Origin of the sequence: Bacillus sp. T3, from assembly GCF_033449965.1 — a bacterium.
GTDB lineage: Bacteria > Bacillota > Bacilli > Bacillales > Cytobacillaceae > Bacillus_BU.
The window spans coordinates 4,201,256-4,222,775 of sequence record NZ_CP137761.1; the positions used below are offsets into that span (position 1 = coordinate 4,201,256).

Annotated in this window: 15 protein-coding genes, 2 pseudogenes and 1 riboswitch; of the genes and pseudogenes, 11 read left to right on the forward strand and 6 right to left on the reverse strand. The window is 39.6% G+C overall.

What is annotated here, in order from left to right; translation table 11 throughout:
* Window positions 1–87: 87 nt before the first annotated feature.
* Window positions 88–678: pseudogene (gene nrdD / locus RGF10_RS21505) on the reverse strand (anaerobic ribonucleoside-triphosphate reductase); the annotation flags it as partial.
* A gap of 284 nt (window positions 679–962) precedes the next feature.
* Window positions 963–1,062, forward strand: a riboswitch (guanidine-I (ykkC/yxkD leader).
* Window positions 1,063–1,129: 67 nt separating this feature from the next.
* Between nrdD and RGF10_RS21510 the strand changes: the two are divergent.
* Together RGF10_RS21510 and RGF10_RS21515 are read left to right on the forward strand one after the other, a co-directional pair.
* The gene (locus tag RGF10_RS21510) at window positions 1,130–1,477 is read left to right on the forward strand and encodes a DMT family transporter (RefSeq protein ID WP_318505658.1); all 348 of its coding nucleotides are present in this window, start codon (window positions 1,130–1,132) and stop codon (window positions 1,475–1,477) included.
* A complete protein-coding gene (locus RGF10_RS21515) occupies window positions 1,477–1,791 on the forward strand; it encodes a DMT family transporter (RefSeq protein WP_318505660.1) in 315 nt (104 codons plus the stop codon). The genes RGF10_RS21510 and RGF10_RS21515 overlap by 1 nt, the downstream gene beginning before the upstream one ends.
* A gap of 51 nt (window positions 1,792–1,842) precedes the next feature.
* On the opposite strand, the gene RGF10_RS21520 is transcribed toward RGF10_RS21515, so the two are convergent.
* Window positions 1,843–3,093: an ATP-binding protein gene (locus RGF10_RS21520; RefSeq protein WP_318505662.1), complete on the reverse strand. Its 1,251-nt coding sequence runs from the start codon at window positions 3,091–3,093 to the stop codon at window positions 1,843–1,845.
* A 207-nt stretch (window positions 3,094–3,300) separates the two neighbouring features.
* Window positions 3,301–11,564: pseudogene (locus RGF10_RS21530) on the reverse strand (GH36-type glycosyl hydrolase domain-containing protein).
* A gap of 188 nt (window positions 11,565–11,752) precedes the next feature.
* Between RGF10_RS21530 and RGF10_RS21535 the strand changes: the two are divergent.
* The 8 genes from RGF10_RS21535 to RGF10_RS21570 all read left to right on the forward strand — a co-directional run bounded on the left by RGF10_RS21535 (window position 11,753) and on the right by RGF10_RS21570 (window position 17,189).
* On the forward strand, window positions 11,753–11,905 hold the full coding sequence (locus RGF10_RS21535; protein ID WP_318505667.1) for a hypothetical protein: 153 nt from the start codon (window positions 11,753–11,755) through the stop codon (window positions 11,903–11,905).
* An 18-nt stretch (window positions 11,906–11,923) separates the two neighbouring features.
* Window positions 11,924–12,274 (forward strand): ASCH domain-containing protein, encoded by a 351-nt coding sequence (locus tag RGF10_RS21540; RefSeq protein WP_318505668.1) that lies wholly within the window; start codon window positions 11,924–11,926, stop codon window positions 12,272–12,274.
* Window positions 12,275–12,542: 268 nt separating this feature from the next.
* Window positions 12,543–13,286, forward strand: a complete 744-nt coding sequence (gene atpB / locus RGF10_RS21545) for a F0F1 ATP synthase subunit A (protein ID WP_318505670.1) — start codon at window positions 12,543–12,545, stop codon at window positions 13,284–13,286.
* A 14-nt stretch (window positions 13,287–13,300) separates the two neighbouring features.
* Complete coding sequence (locus RGF10_RS21550) at window positions 13,301–13,708, forward strand: F0F1 ATP synthase subunit B (protein WP_318505672.1); 408 nt, start codon at window positions 13,301–13,303, stop codon at window positions 13,706–13,708.
* Window positions 13,677–14,639, forward strand: a complete 963-nt coding sequence (locus tag RGF10_RS21555; protein WP_318505673.1) for an AtpZ/AtpI family protein — start codon at window positions 13,677–13,679, stop codon at window positions 14,637–14,639. The genes RGF10_RS21550 and RGF10_RS21555 overlap by 32 nt, the downstream gene beginning before the upstream one ends.
* Window positions 14,640–14,918: 279 nt before the next feature.
* Window positions 14,919–15,326, forward strand: coding sequence for an anti-sigma regulatory factor (locus tag RGF10_RS21560; protein WP_318505675.1), 408 nt, complete (start codon window positions 14,919–14,921; stop codon window positions 15,324–15,326).
* Window positions 15,319–15,627 (forward strand): hypothetical protein, encoded by a 309-nt coding sequence (locus RGF10_RS21565; RefSeq protein ID WP_318505677.1) that lies wholly within the window; start codon window positions 15,319–15,321, stop codon window positions 15,625–15,627. Before RGF10_RS21560 ends, RGF10_RS21565 begins: the two co-directional genes overlap by 8 nt.
* A gap of 53 nt (window positions 15,628–15,680) precedes the next feature.
* Window positions 15,681–17,189: an ATP-binding protein gene (locus tag RGF10_RS21570; protein ID WP_318505679.1), complete on the forward strand. Its 1,509-nt coding sequence runs from the start codon at window positions 15,681–15,683 to the stop codon at window positions 17,187–17,189.
* Between the two features lie 86 nt (window positions 17,190–17,275).
* On the opposite strand, the gene bioA is transcribed toward RGF10_RS21570, so the two are convergent.
* Entirely contained in the window at window positions 17,276–18,577 is a 1,302-nt protein-coding gene (bioA, locus tag RGF10_RS21575; protein WP_412176755.1) for an adenosylmethionine--8-amino-7-oxononanoate transaminase, read from the reverse strand.
* A 52-nt stretch (window positions 18,578–18,629) separates the two neighbouring features.
* Window positions 18,630–19,349: a dethiobiotin synthase gene (gene bioD, locus RGF10_RS21580; protein WP_318505682.1), complete on the reverse strand. Its 720-nt coding sequence runs from the start codon at window positions 19,347–19,349 to the stop codon at window positions 18,630–18,632.
* 115 nt (window positions 19,350–19,464) lie between these two features.
* On the opposite strand from bioD, the gene RGF10_RS21585 reads away from it, so the two are divergent.
* The gene (locus tag RGF10_RS21585) at window positions 19,465–20,052 is read left to right on the forward strand and encodes a biotin transporter BioY (RefSeq protein WP_318505684.1); all 588 of its coding nucleotides are present in this window, start codon (window positions 19,465–19,467) and stop codon (window positions 20,050–20,052) included.
* A gap of 96 nt (window positions 20,053–20,148) precedes the next feature.
* Here RGF10_RS21585 and RGF10_RS21590 read toward each other — a convergent pair whose 3' ends face one another.
* Window positions 20,149–21,519, reverse strand: a complete 1,371-nt coding sequence (locus tag RGF10_RS21590) for a sensor histidine kinase (protein WP_318505686.1) — start codon at window positions 21,517–21,519, stop codon at window positions 20,149–20,151.
* Window position 21,520: the final 1 nt, after the last annotated feature.

The window sequence follows — 21,520 nt, forward strand, 5'->3', positions numbered from 1 at the left end:
GCTGTGCCTGAAATCAAACACTTTACACCTCCACCGATTTCCCTCGCTCCTTAATAATATGTTTCCATATTACGCGGCAAACAGTTTACCGCCTCTTGAATGCATCGAGTTACTATTATGTATAAAAGCTTCACACGATTGGAATACCTCATGATCGGTTAATTCCCATGCTTTCTCTTCGATGACTTCCTCTGCCATTTCACCAACCATCAGCTCTTTGATCATCTTTTTCTTTTTCTCAAAGGTCATTCGCACATACGGTGCTAAATCATAATCAAAGGTTGGGATTGACTGACCACCATGCTGATTGTTTTGGTTGGCTTGAAAAATAATACTTGTTAACGCTAATGCACTAGTAATGCTCTTCGGCTCTCTCATATGACCATGCCCAGTGTTAAATCCGCCCTGCAAAACCTTTGCCAACGGTATCTGACTACATGTTGTTGTGCCACTTGCGTAAAAATCGAGATCATGAATGTGAATATATCCATCCTGGTAGGCTTGCTTAACATCGTCTGCGAGCAGATGATCGATTACAAATGATTTTGCAGAGGATGAAGCGAACAACATCATCATTCCCATTGGTGACAATCCATCTACGTTGGCGTTTTCTTGCACCAAATCCTTATTACTGCTGTTAACAATTTCCTTAAATTCTTCATACAATTTTGACTTCATAGTTTTCCCCTCTCGGTTAAAACCTATATTTAGTATACCAGGTGTAATCTTATCACAACATGTGGTATAAAAATGTGAAAGATTGGTTTAATTTTTATGACATTTTGGAAATTTTACGTAATTATTTTTCATTTTTTCTTGATTTTTTTTAAAACTACTCCTTTAGTAATTGGGATTATACGCTAAATTTGGGTTGGTTGATTTTTTGCAAACAGTTCACATTCGCTAGGTTCATTGCTTGAAGCTCCTTTCATTTTTATATATAATATGGGAAATTGCATAACTTAAAAGTTTTCTAGGGTTCCGCAGTATGTTCTTGCTGGACAGGTCCGAGAGAAAACGCACAGTTTGACTGTGACACGGAAGGATAAAAGCCTGGGAGATACTATTAACAGTATGTCTCAGGCTTTTTTTTATGGCTATGTGCTAAAGATTGGGAGGGATTTATAGCTTGAGCAAGGATTGGGCTAAGGTTTACATTGGGGCATTATTTGAGGTGTGCTGGGTGTCAGGATTAAAGCATGCAGACGATTTCTGGACTTGGGGAGGAACATTGATTTCGATTGTCATCAGTTTTTATGCGTTCATTATGGCAGGACGCAATCTGCCAATGGGGACGGTTTATGCTGTTTTTGTAGGGCTAGGAACAGCTGGGACAGTCCTAGCTGAAATCATATTTTTTTCTGAACCAATTCTGCCTGCGAAGCTGTTTTTTATCCTGCTATTATTAGCAGGGGTAATCGGTCTTAAATTCGTTACAGACGACCATGACCTAATCGAGAAAGAGGGTAATCGTTAATGGCCTGGATTTCGTTAATTTTGGCAGGCTTGTGTGAGGTATTTGGAGTGGCGATGATTAATAAATATCATCTTGATCGAAAATGGGCTTCTCTATTGCTCTTAATTCTTGGTTTTGGGACCAGCTTTTTTCTTTTATCCTATGCAATGGAAACAATCGCGATGGGAACTGCCTATGCAATTTGGACTGGAATTGGTGCCTCTGGTGGTGCCATCATCGGTATTCTTCTTTACAGTGAATCAAAGGATTGGAAAAGACTCCTTTTCATTACAATTATCAGCATCTCCGTCATCGGCCTAAAACTCGTCTCATAACACACTGCAGCACTTTAAAGGAGTGGGGACAGGCCCCACTCCTTTAAAGTGTTAATGTGGTTTGACTTTTGGAAATTGGAGGGTGAAGGTTGTGCCTTGTCCAAGTTCTGACTCAATTGTGATTTTTCCTTTCATGGCGCGAATGAGCTGAAACGAGATCGTCAGTCCAACGCCCGTTCCTTTTTCCTTCGTCGTATAGAAGGGCGTTCCTAGCTTTTTCACTTGTTTTTTTGACATCCCTTTGCCACTATCCATAATTTGAATGATGACTTCTCCATGTTTTCCATACGTATTGACGGTCAGGTTTCCCCCCATCTCCATTGCTTCAATCCCATTCTTTATGATATTAACCAATACCTGTTTCATTTCGTTCTTGTTACCCTTAATATATAACTTGTCTTGGATATTCGTATTAATAGTGATGTTTTGAATATTAGAATAGGATGTCATTAATTCCACCGTTTTTTTAACCTCATCTGAAATGTTAAGCGGTGATAGGTCGCCTGTATATGGCCGAGCTAGTGATAAATAATCATTAATAATAGCTTGTGCATGATCCAGTTCATTTAGTGCAATTTCAATATAGCTCCTCTGCTGACTTTGGAGATTGTCATCATCAACCATTAACTGCATGAAACCACGGACGGAGGTCATTGGATTTCTTACCTCATGAGCCACTGATGCAGCTAGCTGACTAATCACGTTTAATTTCTCTGCCTGCTGCAATTCTTCTCGTAATAGGATGCGCTGATCAACGTTTTCAATAATTACCATTACGAGCATCAAACACACCCACGTGATCACATAAAACATTAACATAAATTGGATTTGACCTACCTCTTTTTGTGCAAACAAAGTAAACAGAACAATAATTGTGTTTGCCCAAAATACGATGCTAGCAAAAATAAGCTTTTGATTTTTTAGTAGTCCTTCAATCTTTTTTTCTAAAAAAACAAGAAAAATACTTGATAAAGTATAATTTATTAAAATAACAAAAAATCCATCTCCTCCAATCAAAAATCGATAAAATATCAAGGCGGCTGCGGTAATGATTCCAGGTAGTGTTCCCCCATAAACAAAAGAAATGATAAACGGTATGAAGCGAAAATCATATACATAGCCCTCTGAAAATTTAATCGGGAACAACATCGCCAAGGTTAAGATGACAAGCATCATAAATATTAGTATAGGTCGAGGCTTTTTCCTTTCACTTTTTTTCTCATTAAAAAATAAATGATAGACAAGTATCGGAAAGAGCACGATAAGTACTTGAAATAAAACGACTTCAGCGTTTATGAACATACACATAATCCTCCAACATTATCGAAAAAAAACATTTTAATAAATAATAGTATACATTTTCTCAAAAAGTATTATATTACATTTTCCTTATTTTCTAAAAATTATTAAAGTTGAAAATTCGACATATTTCCCCAACAAAAAAACGCCTTGATCTAATAATAGTCTCCAAGGCGTTTCTCTCGTCTATTAATCCTGTTAGTTTATCCACTACAAAATGACTTCAACCTCATGCTCTTTTCCATCATCATGTAATTCAATAAAAGGTTTTTCATCCATGAGAAATATCTTTTTCTCTCCATTTATGGACAATGAAGATTCTCTATTTCCCTCATTCTTTACAGTAATAGTATATTGTGATGAACCAAAGCGGTAGTTTACGGTAAATCCAGGCCATTCTCTTGGAATAATTGGATCTATTATAAGCTTTTGATTGTGACGACGGATTCCTAGTATCCATTCAATCCCTGCTTGGTAGAGCCAGCCTGAGGCACCAGTATACCAAGTCCACCCTGCATGGCCTTCATTAGGGGCGGCTGTGTATACATCCGCAGCAATCGCATAAGGCTCACCTGTGTAAATCATCACTTCTCGATCGGTCCGCGTATGAGCGATTGGATTAAGCATCGAAAACATTTCATGAGCCTTATCCCCTCATTAAGCATACACCAAGCTACAATTCCCCATATCACTCCATGAGTATATTGTGCACCGTTCTCTCTAAGTCCTGGTGGATAACCTTGAATATAACCAGGGCTAGGGTCGGTGTTATCAAACGCTGGCGTCAACAAGCGAACCACTTTTAACTCACGTTCAACGAGCTCCTGATCAAATGATTTCATAGCCTGAGCTGCACGATCACTAGGGGCACCACCTGAAATGACGGACCATGACTGAGCGATGGCATCGATTCTACACTCTTCATTTTCAACTGAGCCGAGCCAACTTCCCGAATCCGTAAATGCTCTACGATACCACTGACCATCCCACGCATGTTGGTTCAGGGCATCGATTAATTGTTGGCGTGATTTCGCAAAGCTTGCCACACGCTCTGTATCACCAAGCATTTCACCCAGCTTTATAAAGCGGTTCAATACATCACAAATAAACCAGCCGAGCCAGACGCTTTCGCCTCGCCCCTTTACACCCACCTGATTCATCCCATCATTCCAGTCACCAACACCCATAAGTGGCAAACCATGCTCTCCAATCCGACTTAAGGCTTTATCAATTGCTCTTAAGCAGTGGTCGTAAACTGTTCCAGTTTCTTCTGATTTTACGGTCGGTTCATAACGTTCATGCTCCTCAGGTCCTAAAGGTTCACTAACAAGATAGGGAGCTTTTTCATCCAATATAGATTGATCTCCCGTATGCTCGATGTAGCGAGCCACTACATATGGCATCCACAATAAATCATCGGAGAAGGTGGTCCGAATTCCTCGCTCTGTTTCTTCATGCCACCAATGCTGTACATCTCCTTCTATGTACTGGTGGGAAGCATGAAGAATAATTTGCTCTCTCGTTTTTTCTGGCATAGTGTGTAATACCGCGAGTGAATCCTGTAATTGGTCTCGGAAACCGAATGCACCTCCAGCCTGATAAAATGCCGTTCTTGCCCACATTCGACAAGAGAGTGACTGATATAATAACCAGCCATTTAGCATAAAATCAGTTTCTTGTGATGGAGTTGAAACTTGGATTTGCCTTAAATGATGCTCCCAGAATTTCGTAACCTCTTCCATTGCCTGTTCACAAGCCTCCGGCTGACGATACTTCCTTACTAGATTAACAACAGACTCTTGGTCATCCTCACAGCCTAATAACACATAAATGGTTTGTTCGTCATTTGGTTGCAACTGTATCTTTGCTTGAACAACACCACATGGTTCATAGAGAGAACCAGTCCTCCGAGATAATCCGACTCGTCCTAATGCAGCTGGATGCTCAATTGTGCCATTACGGCCAATAAATTCATTTCGGTCACCTGTCCATGTTACTTCATAGACGTTTTCAGTAGAAAGCTCGCTAGAATTCAACGTATTCCCTTGACCTGCCTCAGCTGCTGGAAAAATCCCCAGAAAGGCCGTGGCATCGCGAAACGTTTCTTGATAGGTGTTGCGGGCAGTCATGAACTGTTCGGACTCATTCCATTCCGTAACGATATAAGGAGCTGTAGCTTGCCGTTGCACACCAAGAACCCATTCTGCATAATACGTTAACGAAATCGTTCTAGTCTCCTCCGTCTTATTCTGCAGCTTTACTTTGATGATTTTAACAGGTTCCTCAATTGGAACATATACGGACATTTCACTTTGAATTCCGTTACGTTCATGATTAAAACGGCTAAAGCCTTTCCCATGTGTGACTTTATATGGTTCAGCAGTATGCTTTGCTGATGGAGTTGCCGACCAGACCTGTCCACTATCATCATCTCTTAAGAAGGTCGCTTCTCCAGGTGGGTCCAAAACAGGGTCATTAGACCAAGGTGTTAACTTACATTCGCGGCTATTTCGCCACCAAGTGTAACCTGTCCCTAGCTCCGAAATGAGAAAGCCAAAGCTTTTATTTGCCACCACATTAACCCAAGGTGCCGGCAAATGATTCCCATTTTTTATGATGATTTGATATTCCTTGCCATCAGAAGAAAATCCTCCCCAGCCATTGAAATATAACCAATTCTTTGTCTCATCAAGCAAAGCTTGACTTGAAGTAGGATATTCTTTTCGTTTTGTTTCTGTTGTTTCAAGAAGTTCTGGTAGTTCAAGCGCGGTAGCTTGCTTCGGTAATCTCAATTGCGCACCGATGCTTGGGCCACCTGCCCGTAATTCAATTCGTGCTACAGCCTGCAACAGATTTTTATCTTCGTCTGCCAATTGGTTACTTGCAATCACATATACACCTGACAATCCTGCGCCAAAACGGTCTACCCCATGTTCGGCCGCTTGCTGCAATGCCTCTTGTAGGTGCTGATGGTAGCCTTCCTCTGATTCATTTAAAATGACCAGGTCAAACAATAGCCCGAGCCTGCGCAAATATTCATGGCACGTGAGCATTTTGACAACAAATGGAAGGTGACTTCGATTATCAATACGGAGCAGTACAATTGGTCGATCTCCAGATACGCCAAAGCTCCATAAACCCGATTGTCCCTTTGCATTCGTAAGAATGCTTTGCTCTCGTTCCTTCCTAAATGGAGGAGTATACAAAACTCGGCCAGCGAGTGTTTGGAATACCATTGCCTCACGATTTTTCAAGTGAAGGTTTCGAAGTTCAATTTGGCCGCGGTTCCAGGCCAATTGAAAGGCCCTTTCGACCATTTGTGACGAAGAAAATCGGCTGACAATATCAATCGCTTCCTCCCTCGTTTCACTAACGGACGTTACAGCAGCAAGCACTACCTGACCATCCGGCTTGATCGTGATGCGGCGACGCATGACAAAGGCCGGATCTGCAACCGAACCAACTTTACCTTGCAGACGAGATTTAATTCCCTTTGGTTCTGAGAGCCTATAACCACGTCCAATAAAACTAGATCGATTTGTTTCAAATTCAATTGTTCCGAGTGAATCCTCTTCTACAAATAGTGAATGAGCGGCCCATAGGACTTGATCCTTTTTTTCGCGTGGTCGTCTTCCGGCGACAAGACAACCTGACGCGGCATCGAACGCAGTGCGAATAAATAACTTACTAAAAGCAGTATGAGCGATGTCCGCAATCGGATTAGCTAGTCCCAATTCAACAAATGTGGTAACCTCCATTACCTTCGTCTCGGATCCAGAATTACTTAGCGTTATTCTTCTGATTTCTGCGTTCCAATCTGTAGATACGCAGATTTCCATACACGTTTTAATATCCCCATCAACACGCATGAAGGTTGCATGATCCAACCCAAACTGAACGCGTTGTTCATCTGATTGTACTTGACATGGCTGATAGGAAGGTGACCAAAGCTTATCCTTAGATAAATCCCGAATGTATACATAGCTACCCCAAGAATCCATTACAGGGTCTTCGCGCCATCTAGAAACCTGTAGACCTTTATATTGGCTAAATCCACTTCCAGTTGTTGATACGACTGTAGTGAAGGAACTGTTTGAAAGAACACAAACCTCTGGAACTTTGGTATGTGGGGATACATATTCCCTTATGGTTGCGCGATCCTGAACAATCTTCGTAAACGGCTCATGCACTCGTGTCATTGCCTGATGGTTAATCAGTTTCGGCTTTTTCGGTATTCTTTCTTGAAGAAGTAGCTCTGCTGACCTAATTTGTTTATTGCGATGAAATCTACCGATTATTGTTTTAGGTAAAAGCAAATTTGCCAGCGTTAGCATACTCATCCCTTGGTGATGGGCCATAAAGCTACGAATGACAACATGCTGCTTATCCTTTGGAAGACGTTCCTGTGTGAAATCAATTGCTTCATAAAAACCATATTTACCACGGCCGTTTAATTTTTCTATTTTTTTAAGAGTAGTAATGGCTTTATCTTTTGCAAATGGTAAAGCCATTACAGTTGCATATGGAGCAACCACTAAATCATCTTCAAGCCCACGTTTAAATCCTAGCCCAGGAACACCAAATGCCCGATATTGATAATTCATTTGGAAATCAAAGGCGTAATAACCTGATTCCGAAATACCAAACGGTACCTCGCGCTGTCTTGCATATTCAATTTGACGTTCAACAACCGCGGAATACGTATTGTCCCACAACGTATTTCGATACGTTTTCATTAACAGCCACGGCATCAAAAACTCAAACATCGTTCCAGACCAAGATAAGAGAACTGGACGTTTCCCTACTTTCGCCATTGTCCGTCCAAGCGCATTCCAATGTGCAACAGAAACCTGTCCTTGGGCGATGGCAACATAGCTTGCAATCCGCGCCTCGGAGGCCATGAGATCGTATAATACCTCATCTCGCTCATTACGGTCTGCATGATAACCAAGTGTAAATAATTTCGTGTCATGATCAAAAAGCGGTCTAAAATTCGTTTCTTGAATTAATTTCTCCAACAGTGAAAGCAATTCGCTGCCTCGATTACCCCAATTTGTCCTTGATTGTTGGCCAACAACCATCTTCCCAGATGAGATTGGCGTAATTTCCTCAGAAAAGGCAATCTTTAAAGAATCTGCTCGGGCATTTTCTTCTAATGGGTTCTCAAGCTCCGAGTAAGCTTCAAGCCATTCTGCCAATCCTTCCCTTACAGCAATAAGACACCCAATCAGATTACCAGAATCTACTGTCGATACATATCGTGGGTTTAAGGGCTTTAATGTCCTTGTATCATACCAGTTGTATAGGTGCCCCTCCCACTTTTCCATTCGCTCAATCGTCTTCACGGTTCGTTCTAGCCGGATAATTAACTCCGGAGTATCAATAAACTCAAAATCCCGCGCTGCTAACGTACAGGTAAGATACAGCCCAATATTTGTGGGTGAGGTTCGATGCGCCACACCATTTGCAGGTTCAATTTGAACATTGTCTGGTGGTAACCAACTTTCTTCCTCAGTTACAAAATCTTCATAAAAAGACCAGATTTCTTCTGCCAGCTTTCGCAATTCTACAGCTTCCTGTTCAGTAAAGGATATCTGTTCGTGTTCATACGGTTGATTAAGCCAGCGAACAATAAATGGTGCAACAACCCAAAGGACACTGAGTAGAACTCCCAGACCTTGAACAACGGTATTTTCATTCAAAATCGTGGCAATGAAAAGAATTGCGACTAAAATGTATCCTCCAACCATTCCAAGCATAATGGGCGAGCCTGTCTGCTTGCTATTGCGATCCTCTTCACTTGATGAGACCCATTCTAGCAAGCGCTTCTTAGAAAAAAATAAGCGATAGAGTGCCTTACCAATTCCATCTATTAATAAGGCGATTTGAAATGGCAGAGTAACAAACGAGACAAGAACCTGTCCTATTGTATTTAAGATACTACCAGGATTTACAAACCACGTTTGAAAAGTTAACAACTGACGAATGACAGGTAAAAATAGCGTTACAGCTACTAGTGCGAACCAGCGGAGCGGGGAACCTGGTAAAATCGTTAACCCTAATAAGAGGATGAAAAAAAGTGCCGGCTGTAATAAACTACGCCGCATATTATCGAGGATTTGCCATTTAGTTAAAATCGATAAATCGACTGGCAATAACTCCCCTCTTCGGTTAAACGATTTCGACATTAACCAAGGTAACAACTGCCAATCTCCTCTTACCCAACGATGCTGTCGCTTTTGAAACGCAATATACTTTGCAGGGTGGCTATCAATTAATTCAATGTCTGATAGTAAACCAGCACGAAGAAAGCCCCCTTCCAGTAAATCATGGCTTAATACACGATTTTCTGGAATTCGTTCGCACAACACTTGATAAAAGGCATCGACATCAAAAATTCCTTTCCCCGTAAAAATCCCTTGTTCTAAACCATCCTGATAGGGATCAGACATCGCAAAAGCGTATGGATCCATGCCAGGCTCAGAAGACGATAGATTAGCAAATCTAGAGCGCATCGCCGATTCATGACTCATGCCAATCCTTGGCTGAAACACTCCATAGCCTTCAATTACTCTCGTCCCAGCCTTGTTTAAAACAGGTTGATTATATGGAAAATGTAGTGTTCCAATCATCCGCTGAGCCGCTTCATGAGGAAGCTGTGTATCAGAATCAAGCGTAATGATATATTTAATTTCTTTTAATAAAGGGACCTCTTCTGTTACTAAAAAACTCGTTGTCTGGCTCCCCTTAATTAACTCAACAAACTCAACTAATTTCCCTCTTTTTCTTTCCCACCCCATCCAAAGTCCTTCAGTTGGATTCCATAATCTTTTTCGTTGAAAAAGATGAAAGGTGGCTTCAGGATAAGTATTTCGCAACCTCTCTATCCCTTTTTGGGCTGTTAAAATGATCCCTTCATCCTGCTCGAGCGATTCAAAATCAGCATCCTTAAAGTCACCTAAAATGGTAAAATGAATATTTTGATCCCGATTTGCTAAGTAATGCAATTCAAGTCGATCCACAACCTCTTCTACTTCTTCAAGCGATGACCAAATAACAGGAATCACAACCATTGTCGCTGCATTATCTGGAACCCCTTCTGAAAAGTCGTATCTAAGCAGCGGAACAGGATGTTTAACTCTTTCAATAACCCAGTGTGCAGCAGTGATAGCCCATTCTAGCGCTGGCATCAACAAAACGGCTAATACCACAACAATCTCAGCTGGACTTAAGAAATATTCCCACCCCATCCAAATGGAAAAAATAACGAGTGCCATCACACTTAATCCTGCAATCATATTAAAATACGTTCCAGTGGCACGTCGTAATATACCTGTTTCTGGAAGCGCCCTTGGTTTACCACACATCTTTAATGCCTCATGCAATAACTTAATTCCATTTGCATCCAATAAATAATACGCTACAAAAGACTGCCGTGAAGACCATTCACCTTTATTCTCAGTTTGTTCCTTCACATATTGATTCGCTAACTCAACAGCTTGCGTTGCTACTAGATTTTCTGGGAGATTTAAGCGTCGCGCTAACACTTCTACTCTCCTACGTAAATTATTCCTACTAGAAAAATCTAATTGTGCATATAAACCTGTACTCTCCTTGCGTAATGTTTGCTCTACCATTGAAATTTTTTCAAAGGTTTCATCCCAATTCCAACGCGAGAGTCTCCGAATACTTGTGATTAAATTTCCTGTCGTCACCTGATAGGCAGCTTGAAGTTGATATTCATACGATAGGATATGATCTAAGCTTTCTGGACCATTTTCTAATTTACAGATCAACCATTCGCCTACTGTAGCGGTATAATCAGCTCGTTCACGAAGATGTTTTACTAAATGGACAATCATCGGACCTGAAAGTGGCATTTCTTGTTCGGCATCATCTAAAACCTGCTTTAACTTTTCTGGTGTAAGCTCTGCTGTATCAATTCCAGCTACTAGTTGATCAACTAAGGTACAAACATCACGCCGTTCATGAATTGTGTCCATTATACTTGAAAGCTGGCGAATTAATGCAACTCTCATGATAAGTGGAAATGCCCACACCTCAGATATGGTTAATACGGAAACCTCTTGATAGCTTCTAAGATAGGAGATAAAAGAATCCTTATTTAAATGACCATCACTAGCCTTTAAATATTCGGTGCAAATTGAAAAGACTCTAGTTTCCCCGCTTTTTTTCAAATGGGGCAACGAGTTTACAAACCCTTTGGTTAATTGCTGTTTAACAACTAGTACTTGCTCTTCTAAAAATTCGGCATTATCTAGAAGCCATTCCTCTGCTGGCTGAGCACATCCTGAACGGTTTTCCCGTAAATCCTTAACAAAACTACGTAAATTCTCAAGGTCCCTATCATTGGTACGCCAAAAACGTGTTGAGGGCTTTCGGCTAATAAAAGGATCATGATTCAAAGCCGTTTTATGCGCCTCTTCTCTGAGCTGTTCTTGATTCAAAATCATGTATTATTTCCCCCAAATATCTTTTAGCAGTAAATGCGTATACTGATAAAATTTTCCCATTCTGTCCATAAAATATGCATGTTGGATCGAAAAGGCTGAAAAAAAGAGGGAATAGGCTTTGGAGGTTTTTAACATTACCAACTTTAATATGTTATGATATTAGAGAATTTTATAGGGGGTTGTAACATATGCATCCATCTTTTCGTTATGGGATGATGGTGATCCTAATCTTTGTGTTTACCTGTGATGGCAACGCCTTTATCTTCAATCATTTTTACCAAAACAGTAATGAGGATAAAGGAAAGTATATAAGAATGTTTTCAAGTCTAAAATATTCATAATAACAAGGGGGCGTCTCTATGATAAAGCAACAGAGCAATAGTGAATTACCAGCAAAAACCTGTACAATTGATCGACTCGTAACCATACCTGCTGATGTAAAAAAAGTAATCCAAGGAAAAAAAACTGCCACGAGACGAAATGGAAGGTATGCTGATATTGGCGAAATTATGATCCTTGAGAATAAACAATTTATTGTGGAAAGAGTGTATTCACAAGCGTTAGGTGAACTAACAGAGGAAAATGCAAAACAAGAAGGTTTTGACAGCATTGAAGAATACAAGCAAACGATATTATCCTATCATCCAGGAATGCCTTGGTTACCACAAATGCGCGTTTGGGTTCATGAATTTAGGCAGATTTCTGAGTAAACACACAGCAATCTTACCCAAGATATGTTCTATCTGAGGCAGACATATGTTAGAGAACTAATATAACGAAATGCTGCCTCTTTTTCTTTCTCCTATACTCACAGTTACAAGTTGAGATTTCTGAATTTTTAATTTATCGCACTATTTATAGTACCTTTTTCCTATTAAATTATGTATAATTGAACTATAAGAAAGATTCGGCTATATCCCCCTACTTTCATCCCCACCACTTTCTGTCACTATTTTCAAACAGAAAGGAGGGTTCATTATGCACTCAACACGCCCACTAGTGCAATTTTTCGGATTAACTTTTGATTTATCCATCATTCTATCAAGCACTGTTGCCGCTTTAATCGTGCTTATTTTCGTCTATGCCTGTACTCGGCACATCACAGAAAAAAAACCCGGAAAAATGCAAAACTTAATCGAATGGATTATTGGCTTTGTTCAAAATATCATGATCAACTCTATGGGGACAAAGGATAATTTTTTTATTTTAACAGCTGGTGTAGGACTTCTTCTCTATTTATTTATCGCCAATATATTAGGGATACCATTTGCGATAATTGCTGGAGAACACGATATTTCATGGTGGAAGTCACCAACTTCAGATGCGCACGTTACGTTAACCATGGCGATTATGATGATTGTCTATACCCATTTTATTGATATTCGCTTGCACGGCTTTAAAAAATATTTATTAAGTTTTTTTAAGCCATTTAAAGCGCTCTTTGTCATTAACATTTTGGAACAATTTGCGACGACATTAACACTTGGATTACGTCTTTTCGGTAATATTTATGCTGGCGAAGTTATGCTTGCCATTCTTGCAGGAGCTGTGACAAATGGGTTTGACTCCGGTTGGTTAACAGGTATGGGGGCAGGGTTACTAACCGCATTTCCAATGATAATTTGGCAAGCGTTTTGTTTATTCATCGGTGGGATTCAAGCATACATTTTTGTAACACTTTTCATGGTTTACATTGGCCAAAGGGTAAATGAGGCCGCTTAAGGAGTGTATAAAAAATGGGGGACTTTGAGATTTTTGGTATGCCCGTCTCATTAGGGACAATGATATATCAAGCGATCCTTTTTACGATTCTTATTTTCATACTTAAAAGAAAAATGCTTGGTAAAGTAGTAGAGGCAATGGAGAACCGTAGAGATACGATTGAAAATGAACTGAAACTTGCAGAATCGTTTAAACGTGAAGCTGAGAGCAACATGATTAAACAACGTGAACTAACGGAAGAAGCCACAATTGAAGGAAGGAAAATTATCGCGAAAGCACGGGCAGAAGCAGGAAATATTGTAAAAGAAGCAAGAAAAGAAGCATTGATGATTCGTACCCAAGCCTATGATGATGGACGTCCTAAAAAAGTTCGGGGGTGCGTGGAGTGTCATGAAGAATGTGTTTATTCGAGAAATTGGTAAAGTCGTTGAGAAAATCGACCTCGATGAAGAGACTAAATGGATTCATGTTAAATATGCAAGAGGGAATTTTCATAAAACCGCCTATATTATTAAAAATGACCCAGATGGTGCCCAAAATTCGATTGAGAATTTTCTTAAGGACTGTAATGCTTCCAATGAAATCATTGCCGACTTAAACAACCCGATGAAAAAGGGAAAACAGAGTACGGAGATTCATTATCAAGAATTCATCAATTTTCTCGTTAAAACATCATCTGTTCACATTATGGGCGCCATCTCACTCGGTTTATCGATTTTTGCAGGGTATCAACTTGGAGTTATGATGGATGAACGACTTAATAACTATCCATCATACACAGTAATCGGATTATTATTTGGTCTGGTAGTTGGCTGCTTAATTGGCTATGTAATGATGTATAAATACCTTGGCATTCTCTCAAAAAAAAGCATGGACAAATCGGACAAGAGATTAATTAGCACAGATAACTTCGAGTGGCCCACTATTGAGGTAACGCTTTATGATGTACAAAGGGCAGTTCGTAATTTTTCAGCTGATCTTCCGAAAGGAATAAAAAGAACCGTTCTTGTTTTAGAAGATAACAAGATTGATTTTAAACAATTGGCACCCTATTTAAAGGGAATACCTAGCAAGCCATATTATATGGCCAAAGAAACATATGATATCTTTGAGGAAAAAGACAAGCACATTGCTCCAATAATTGATACGGTTCAAAAAGCTGTCTATTTATTTTATAAGGTAAATGAACAATATCCAACGATGCCATACGATCGGCTTCATCGTATAAACTATTACCAACTTATGCAGGATCATTATCTCAATGAAAAGCCAAGCATTGAGCTGTATTTGACAGAGTATAATGGATTAATCACTCATATAAAACCACAGAAAAAACAGGTTGGCTCCTTCTAATTACAAAAGCAGTTACAAGAATACCTTGTGGCTGCTTTTTTACTGAATCATCTATAGTGAATTAAATTATCTAATTCCGCTACATTACCATAGTAAACACTCCCATCATTTTTTCGACAAATTACCACATAATCCGTTGTTCCCTAGCATACTATGTCTACATAATACGAATTTTCTTTATTTTTAAAAAACATTATCAAATTTTCGGATAGATGTGCTAAAATACACTTTGGAATATATTAATTTACTTTTATTTTACGAAAAGGATAGGATAAGAATTTGTACAGGATTGTAATTGAACGAGAAGATGATGTGTACATGGCAAGTACAATCGGGAAACGCGTTGCTGAAGATTTCGGTTTAAACAAAAGCGAACAAACGAAATTAGTTGTATCCATTATGGAATTAACACGCAACATTGTCTTTTACGCTGGCAAAGGCGAATTATTCATCAAGCCCGTACCTTCCTATGGAATTGAAATTGTCGCTGTTGACCAAGGTCCTGGCATCCCTAACCTTGATCATATTTTAAATAACAAGGTCCACTCAAAAACTGGCTTAGGATTGGGGATTTCTGGTGTGAAAAGATTAATGGATGAATTTGAAATCAAGAGCACCGTTAACCTCGGTACGAAGGTCAGAGCAGTTAAATGGTTTAATGAAGGGCAGGTTAGTCACATTGATTAAATCACCCACCGCTCATGAAATCTCCTATGGATTAGTTGAACTCAATCCAGACGGAACCATTCAGAGAGCTAATGAAGAAGCGAAAAGACTATTAATTTCCGAGGAGAGTGATACCAATTACCTTTTTCATCGGATTAACAACAATGAAATAAAAACAAAACTCCATGAATGCTTTATGGGGAGAGCCAATGAATTTATTGTCACAATAGATAATCAGCCCGTCTTTTTTTATTTCATCGCTCCCACAACGATCACCATGATAATATCCATGTCTACATGTTTAACATCTACAATCTATTAACACTTCATGATCACAACAACTGGAATAATCATTTATTATCGTCAATTGGGGAAATGGCAGCAGGTATTGCCCACGAAGTGCGGAATCCTTTAACTGCCGTGAAGGGCTTTTTACAATTAATGGAGCAAACATATAAGGAAGAATATTCTCATATTGCCCAAAGTGAATTAGATCGAGCGATTCATATACTAAATGATTTAATGAGTGTCTCAAAGCCTGAGTTTGCTCAAGAGGAACAAACCTCCTTCAATGTATGCTCTAAAATCGAATCCATCTTATTGCTGTTCCAGAATCAACTCTATCAAATCAATGTCATTAAAAGTTTTGAAAATGAAAACGCGGTCATAATTGGTCGACGAGATCAAATTAAAAAGGCATTATTTAATCTAATTAAAAATGCAATTGAAGCCATGTCGGATGGCGGAACGTTGATTATTGAACAATATGAAGATGGACACGATGTACACATTAGTATTTCTGACTCTGGCGTCGGAATCCCAAAGGACAAGCTTCGATTACTTGGAACACCTTTCTTTACTTTAAAGCAGGACGGGAAAGGAATGGGCTTAGCCCAAGTCTTTAACGCCATTCAAAGTAATCACGGAAAGATTCGAGTGACAAGTGAGGAAGGTTTAGGTACAACTTTCTTCCTTTCGTTCCCAAAAAAGAGCCAGTACTCTACCCAATATTTAGGAGGTAACTCAATGTTACAGGTTATCGATTCAAAAACAGAATTAACAGATTTTCTCTACAAAAATTTAGATTTTTATACAAATGAATGGGTTCAATATTTAGAGAAAAACAAAGGCTACATTACTTCTTTATTAAAAGAAAATGGGGAAATGGATGCCTATTATAAGGTCGGTAACCCGATTATGAAGCTTGTTGCACAAAATATCCTTGAAATGAAAACTGAACTCATTATGGATGTAGCAAAAGAACGCGGCGTGAAAAGTGCTAAAACAGAATTCCCGATGCATTTAGCTTGGGAACTTTTCCAATCTTCCCGCGGCATCATTTGGAATGCGATTAAGTCATTCTATAATGAATCGAAAAATACAATGTCTACAGAAGAATTTTTCACGTTAGAACGCAATGTCAATGACATCATTGATTTATATATTGATTCATATACAGCTTACTATGTGAATTATAAAGAAGAATTGTTAAAGAGCCATCGTGAAACAGTCGACGAATTATCTGTTCCAATCATCCCAATTGCCGAACGAGTTTGTATTTTACCAGTGGTAGGAAATGTGGATACGTATCGGGCTAAAAAGATACGTGAAAAAACGCTTGTCCGTGTAAAAGAGTTAAAAGCACAACAGCTTATTATTGATATTTCTGGTGTTCCTTTTGTTGATACCGCTGTCGTCAATCATTTATTTAAAATAGTCAAAGGGATTAAATTGCTTGGCTGCTCGACAATTCTTACAGGTATTAGTGCTGAAATTGCCGACACGATGATTGAGCTTGGAATCGAAATTGATAATGAACTAAAAACAAGATCGGACCTTCAGCAAGCCTTACAAGACATCCAGCAATTTAAGATTGGGAAATAAACTATAATACCTTTAAAAAAAGAATTATTTAGAAAAGAAGAACCGTTCCTGCAACGGTTCTTCTTTTCTTTATATATCGAGTTATTTTAAGCTTGATATGACATTTCGGTAGTGTAGATGATGGCTTCTTTCATAATTTCTAACATATGGGTTATTTGTTCTTCGGTAGCTGCTAAAGGTGGCATGAAGACCACGACATCCCCCAATGGCCGCGTCAACATCCCTCTTTTTCTCATTTCAAGTGTCGCTCTATAGGCCATGCGATGTTGCCACGGAAAAGGCTCTGCTGTTTCTTTTTCCTTTACGAGCTCAATCCCGCACATCAAGCCGGCCTGACGTACATCACCCACATGTGGTAAATTCCACAACTGCTTTAATTTCTGTTCAATAAATACGGCTTTTTGTGCTGCCTGCTCGACGATTTGCTCCTTTTCAAATAGTTTGAGATTAGCAAGGGCCGCGGCACAGCCAAGCTGATTTCCGGTAAACGAATGCCCATGGAAGAAAGTTTTAAATTCTTCGTATTCACCGTAAAAGGCTTCATATACTTCTTCCGTTGTAAGGGTAGCGGCGATTGGTAAATAACCGCCTGTAATCCCTTTGGCTACGGTCATAATATCGGGCTGAACCTCCTCATGTTCAACGGCAAACATTTTGCCGGTGCGTCCAAACCCAGTTGCCACTTCGTCAATGATAAGCAAAATATTAAACTCGCGACAAAGCTGCTCAACTCCCTTCAAATATCCCTTTGGCATTACATTCATACCGCCTGCACCTTGAATGATTGGCTCAAGCGTTATACCAGCTATTTCATTGTGATGTGCCTCAAAGATTTCGCGCAAAGATTTTAGCGCTTCATCACGAACGATCGCCCCCTCTTGATCTGCATAAACATTTCGATACATAAGCGGAAACGGCGCCTTGAAGGATTCAAACATTAATGCCCCATAGACGCGATGATATAGGTCAATATCCCCAACACTAATCGCACCTACTGTATCACCATGATACCCATTTGAAAGGGTCACAAATTTTTTCTTATTGGTTTGACCAATGTTTTGCCAATATTGATACGCCATTTTTACAGCAATTTCAACTGAAGTTGCACCCGAATCCGAATAGAATACTCGTTGGAGCTTGGATGGTGCAATCTCAATTAATTTTTTTGCCAGTTGAATTGCCGGTACATTCGCCGCCCCAAGAAGCGTTGAGTGGGCAATTTGATCTAGCTGCTCCTTAATCGCGGTGTTAATTTCAGCTTTACGATGTCCGTGCACATTGAGCCATAAAGATGAATAACCATCAAGATATTCATTCCCGTCAATATCCTTAAGGATGATTCCTTCTCCGCTTTCAATAATGAGCGGATCGCGATCGTAATCCGTCATTTGGGTAAACGGAAGCCATAAATATTTTTTACTTTGATCTAGCAATGTTTCACTATTCAACTTTCTCCATCTCCTTAATTCTATCCATTTGCAGGTTAGCAAGGACCTTCCTTAGCTCCCCATCATCCTTAAACAAATCTTCCACATTCTCTATGTAAGGAATAATTCCTAATACAGGAACGCCAGTAAGCCTTTCAATCATTCTTTGATTCTCTTGTTCGACAACTGATCCTTCTGCCTGTAAACGATTTAAAATAATTCCGGCTATTTGTATTCCAGCCTGCTTCAATGCCATAACCGATAATACAGTATGGTTGATCGTTCCAACTCCTGATCGAGCTACAAGAATAACAGGTGCGGCTATCTCCTGAATCAAATGTAGAATGCAGTCACCCTCATCATTAAGGGGAACGATTAACCCCCCTGCTCCCTCGACTAAAATCATTTCATATTTTTGCTTAAGTGCTTGATAATCATCGATGATTTCAGCCATCAGGATCTCACTCCCTTCTGTACGCGCCGCTAAATGTGGAGATGTTGGCAGCTTGAATAAATAATGATTGGCTTCCTCCACTTTAAGCTCGGGAAGTGCACACTGATAAACTTGCAGGTCAGGTGCCACAAGCTTTCCTGCTTCAGTAATTCCTCCGCTTTGGATTGGCTTGTAGGGAATAACATTTTTGCCTTGTTGTTTAAAATAAGCTGCAAGTAGAGCTGTCACTACCGTCTTACCTACATCCGTATCAGTGCCCGTAATAAAAAAACAACTCATCTAACCCTTCCGGTGATTATTAAATGTAAACCTTATTTACTTTTAAGTTAACATATGAGAAAATAATATTCAATATTTTACAAAAATATAAAAAACTTACCAAGGGAGTAGAGAAATGGTTCAATCAAAAACAAAAAATCTGGTGTATTGTGCGTTATTTGCAGCATTAATGGCTGTTGGCGCTAATGTAACGTCATTTTTAACAATTGGTGGTGTCCCCATCACACTGCAATTAATGTTTGCCATTCTTGCGGGAGGGCTGTTAGGAAGTCGCGTTGGCGCATTGGCGATGCTGAGTTACATCTTTATCGGATTGGCAGGTGCGCCTGTTTTTGCCCAGTTAAAAGGTGGACCAAGTCACTTATTAAGTCCGACGTTCGGCTTTATTGTTTCATTTATTGTTGTGGCGTTCATTACAGGAAAATTAATTGGTGACCACGAACATGTAACACGGAAGCATTTGATTAGTGCAGGCTTCCTAAGCATTTTAGCGAATTACATAATCGGAACGAATCTCATGTATTTAGCTTTAAAAGTATGGGCAGAGGCTCCAACAGGCTTCAACTATGGAATGGCCTGGATGTGGATGGTCAGCTATTTACCGATTGACATAGTTGTAACGATAATTTCGCTGGCGCTTGTTCCAAAATTACAGAAGGCTTTAAAGAAAACGATTGGCACAGGTAAACAAAGCCTTTCATAAGTCTTAAACTCAATAAAAAGGCAAATCCCCCTCATAATTACGGGAGTTTGCCTTTAATTTTTAAGCTAATCTGAGCTATATTTAAAACGACTTAACCTAGCTTTTGTGAAGTTCAAACCAAAATGTAGTGCCAATATTTTTTTTGCTTTCTACGCCGTATGCTACTTGGTGTGCCTCTAGTATTTCTTTGACGATTGCTAAACCAAGCCCGGTTCCAGTTGTTTTCTTTTCGCTAGTTTTGTCAGCTTTATAATAGCGCTCCCAAATATGCAGTAGCTCATCAGCGGATATACCACTACCGGTGTCGGAGATTTCAATTCTAACTTTGTTTAACCCAGCGATGATGTTAACCGTTATCGTTCCGCCACTTGGCGTATGGGTAAAGGCATTGTTAAGTAAATTATAGAAAACTTGGCTAATTCTTATCTCGTCGGCTTCAATAACCACATCCTCAGATTCTACCAGAACGATGGCCACTCCGTTCTTTTCACTGAGAATGGTATAACTTTTTACAGCGGTTTGAATCAGTTCATTTATTTTAAAGCGTTCTTTGCTGAGCTCTACGCTCCCAGACTGAAGCTGGGAAAGATTCATAATATCATCAACAATTTTACTTAATCGTTCTGTCTCTTCTATTATAATTCCCAATTGCTTTTCTCTTTTTGCTGGATCCTTTCCGGTTACATCGCGAAGCGTTTCCGCATAGCCTCGGATTAAGCTTAAAGGCGTTCGCAAATCGTGCGAAACGTTGGCGATTAGATCCTTTCGTAGCTGTTCAATTTTGGAAAGCTGCGCTCCCATATTGTTAATGGTTTCAGCTAGCTCATCTATTTCATCCTGCTTCTTGCTTATTTTTATCCTCGCAAAGAAATTCCCTGCGGCAATTTGCTCAGCTGCCTTCTTTATGTCCAAAATTGGGTTACTAATTCGGCGCGATAAAAAGTAGGAAATAAGCACAGCAGCAAACAAGAGAATGATCGTAATGTAGATAAGCTGCCCTTTTAATATTAGGGAGGTATCCTCCATTGGCGCTAATGGCGTAATAATTAGCATCGCCTTTGAGACCTCACCAGAAATTTTAATTGGTAACCCAATCAATCGAAACTCACTCCCGAATTTCGGATGGGTAACAGCCGCTTCTACTTCCTTCCCTGCTAAGATTTCTGAGATAACCTCTTCTTTCTCTTTCTCATCAATCATCGGCATTTTCCCTGCAGAAACAGTAGAACCAGTGATAAAGCTCGATTCTCCACTTTGGTCAACAAGTTCTGTATAAATATTATTATTAAAAGCAAAGACGGCTAACTTATTTTCAAATTCTTCATTTTCACCTTTTTCAAGTAAATGATTAATCGTAATCACTTCTGTTTTGATGTAAGAAATCCACATGCGATTATAAAAAGTTTCCAGGAATACGACTTGAAAGAACCAAAGAAGAATTAGGACAATACCCACTAACGTCATCATT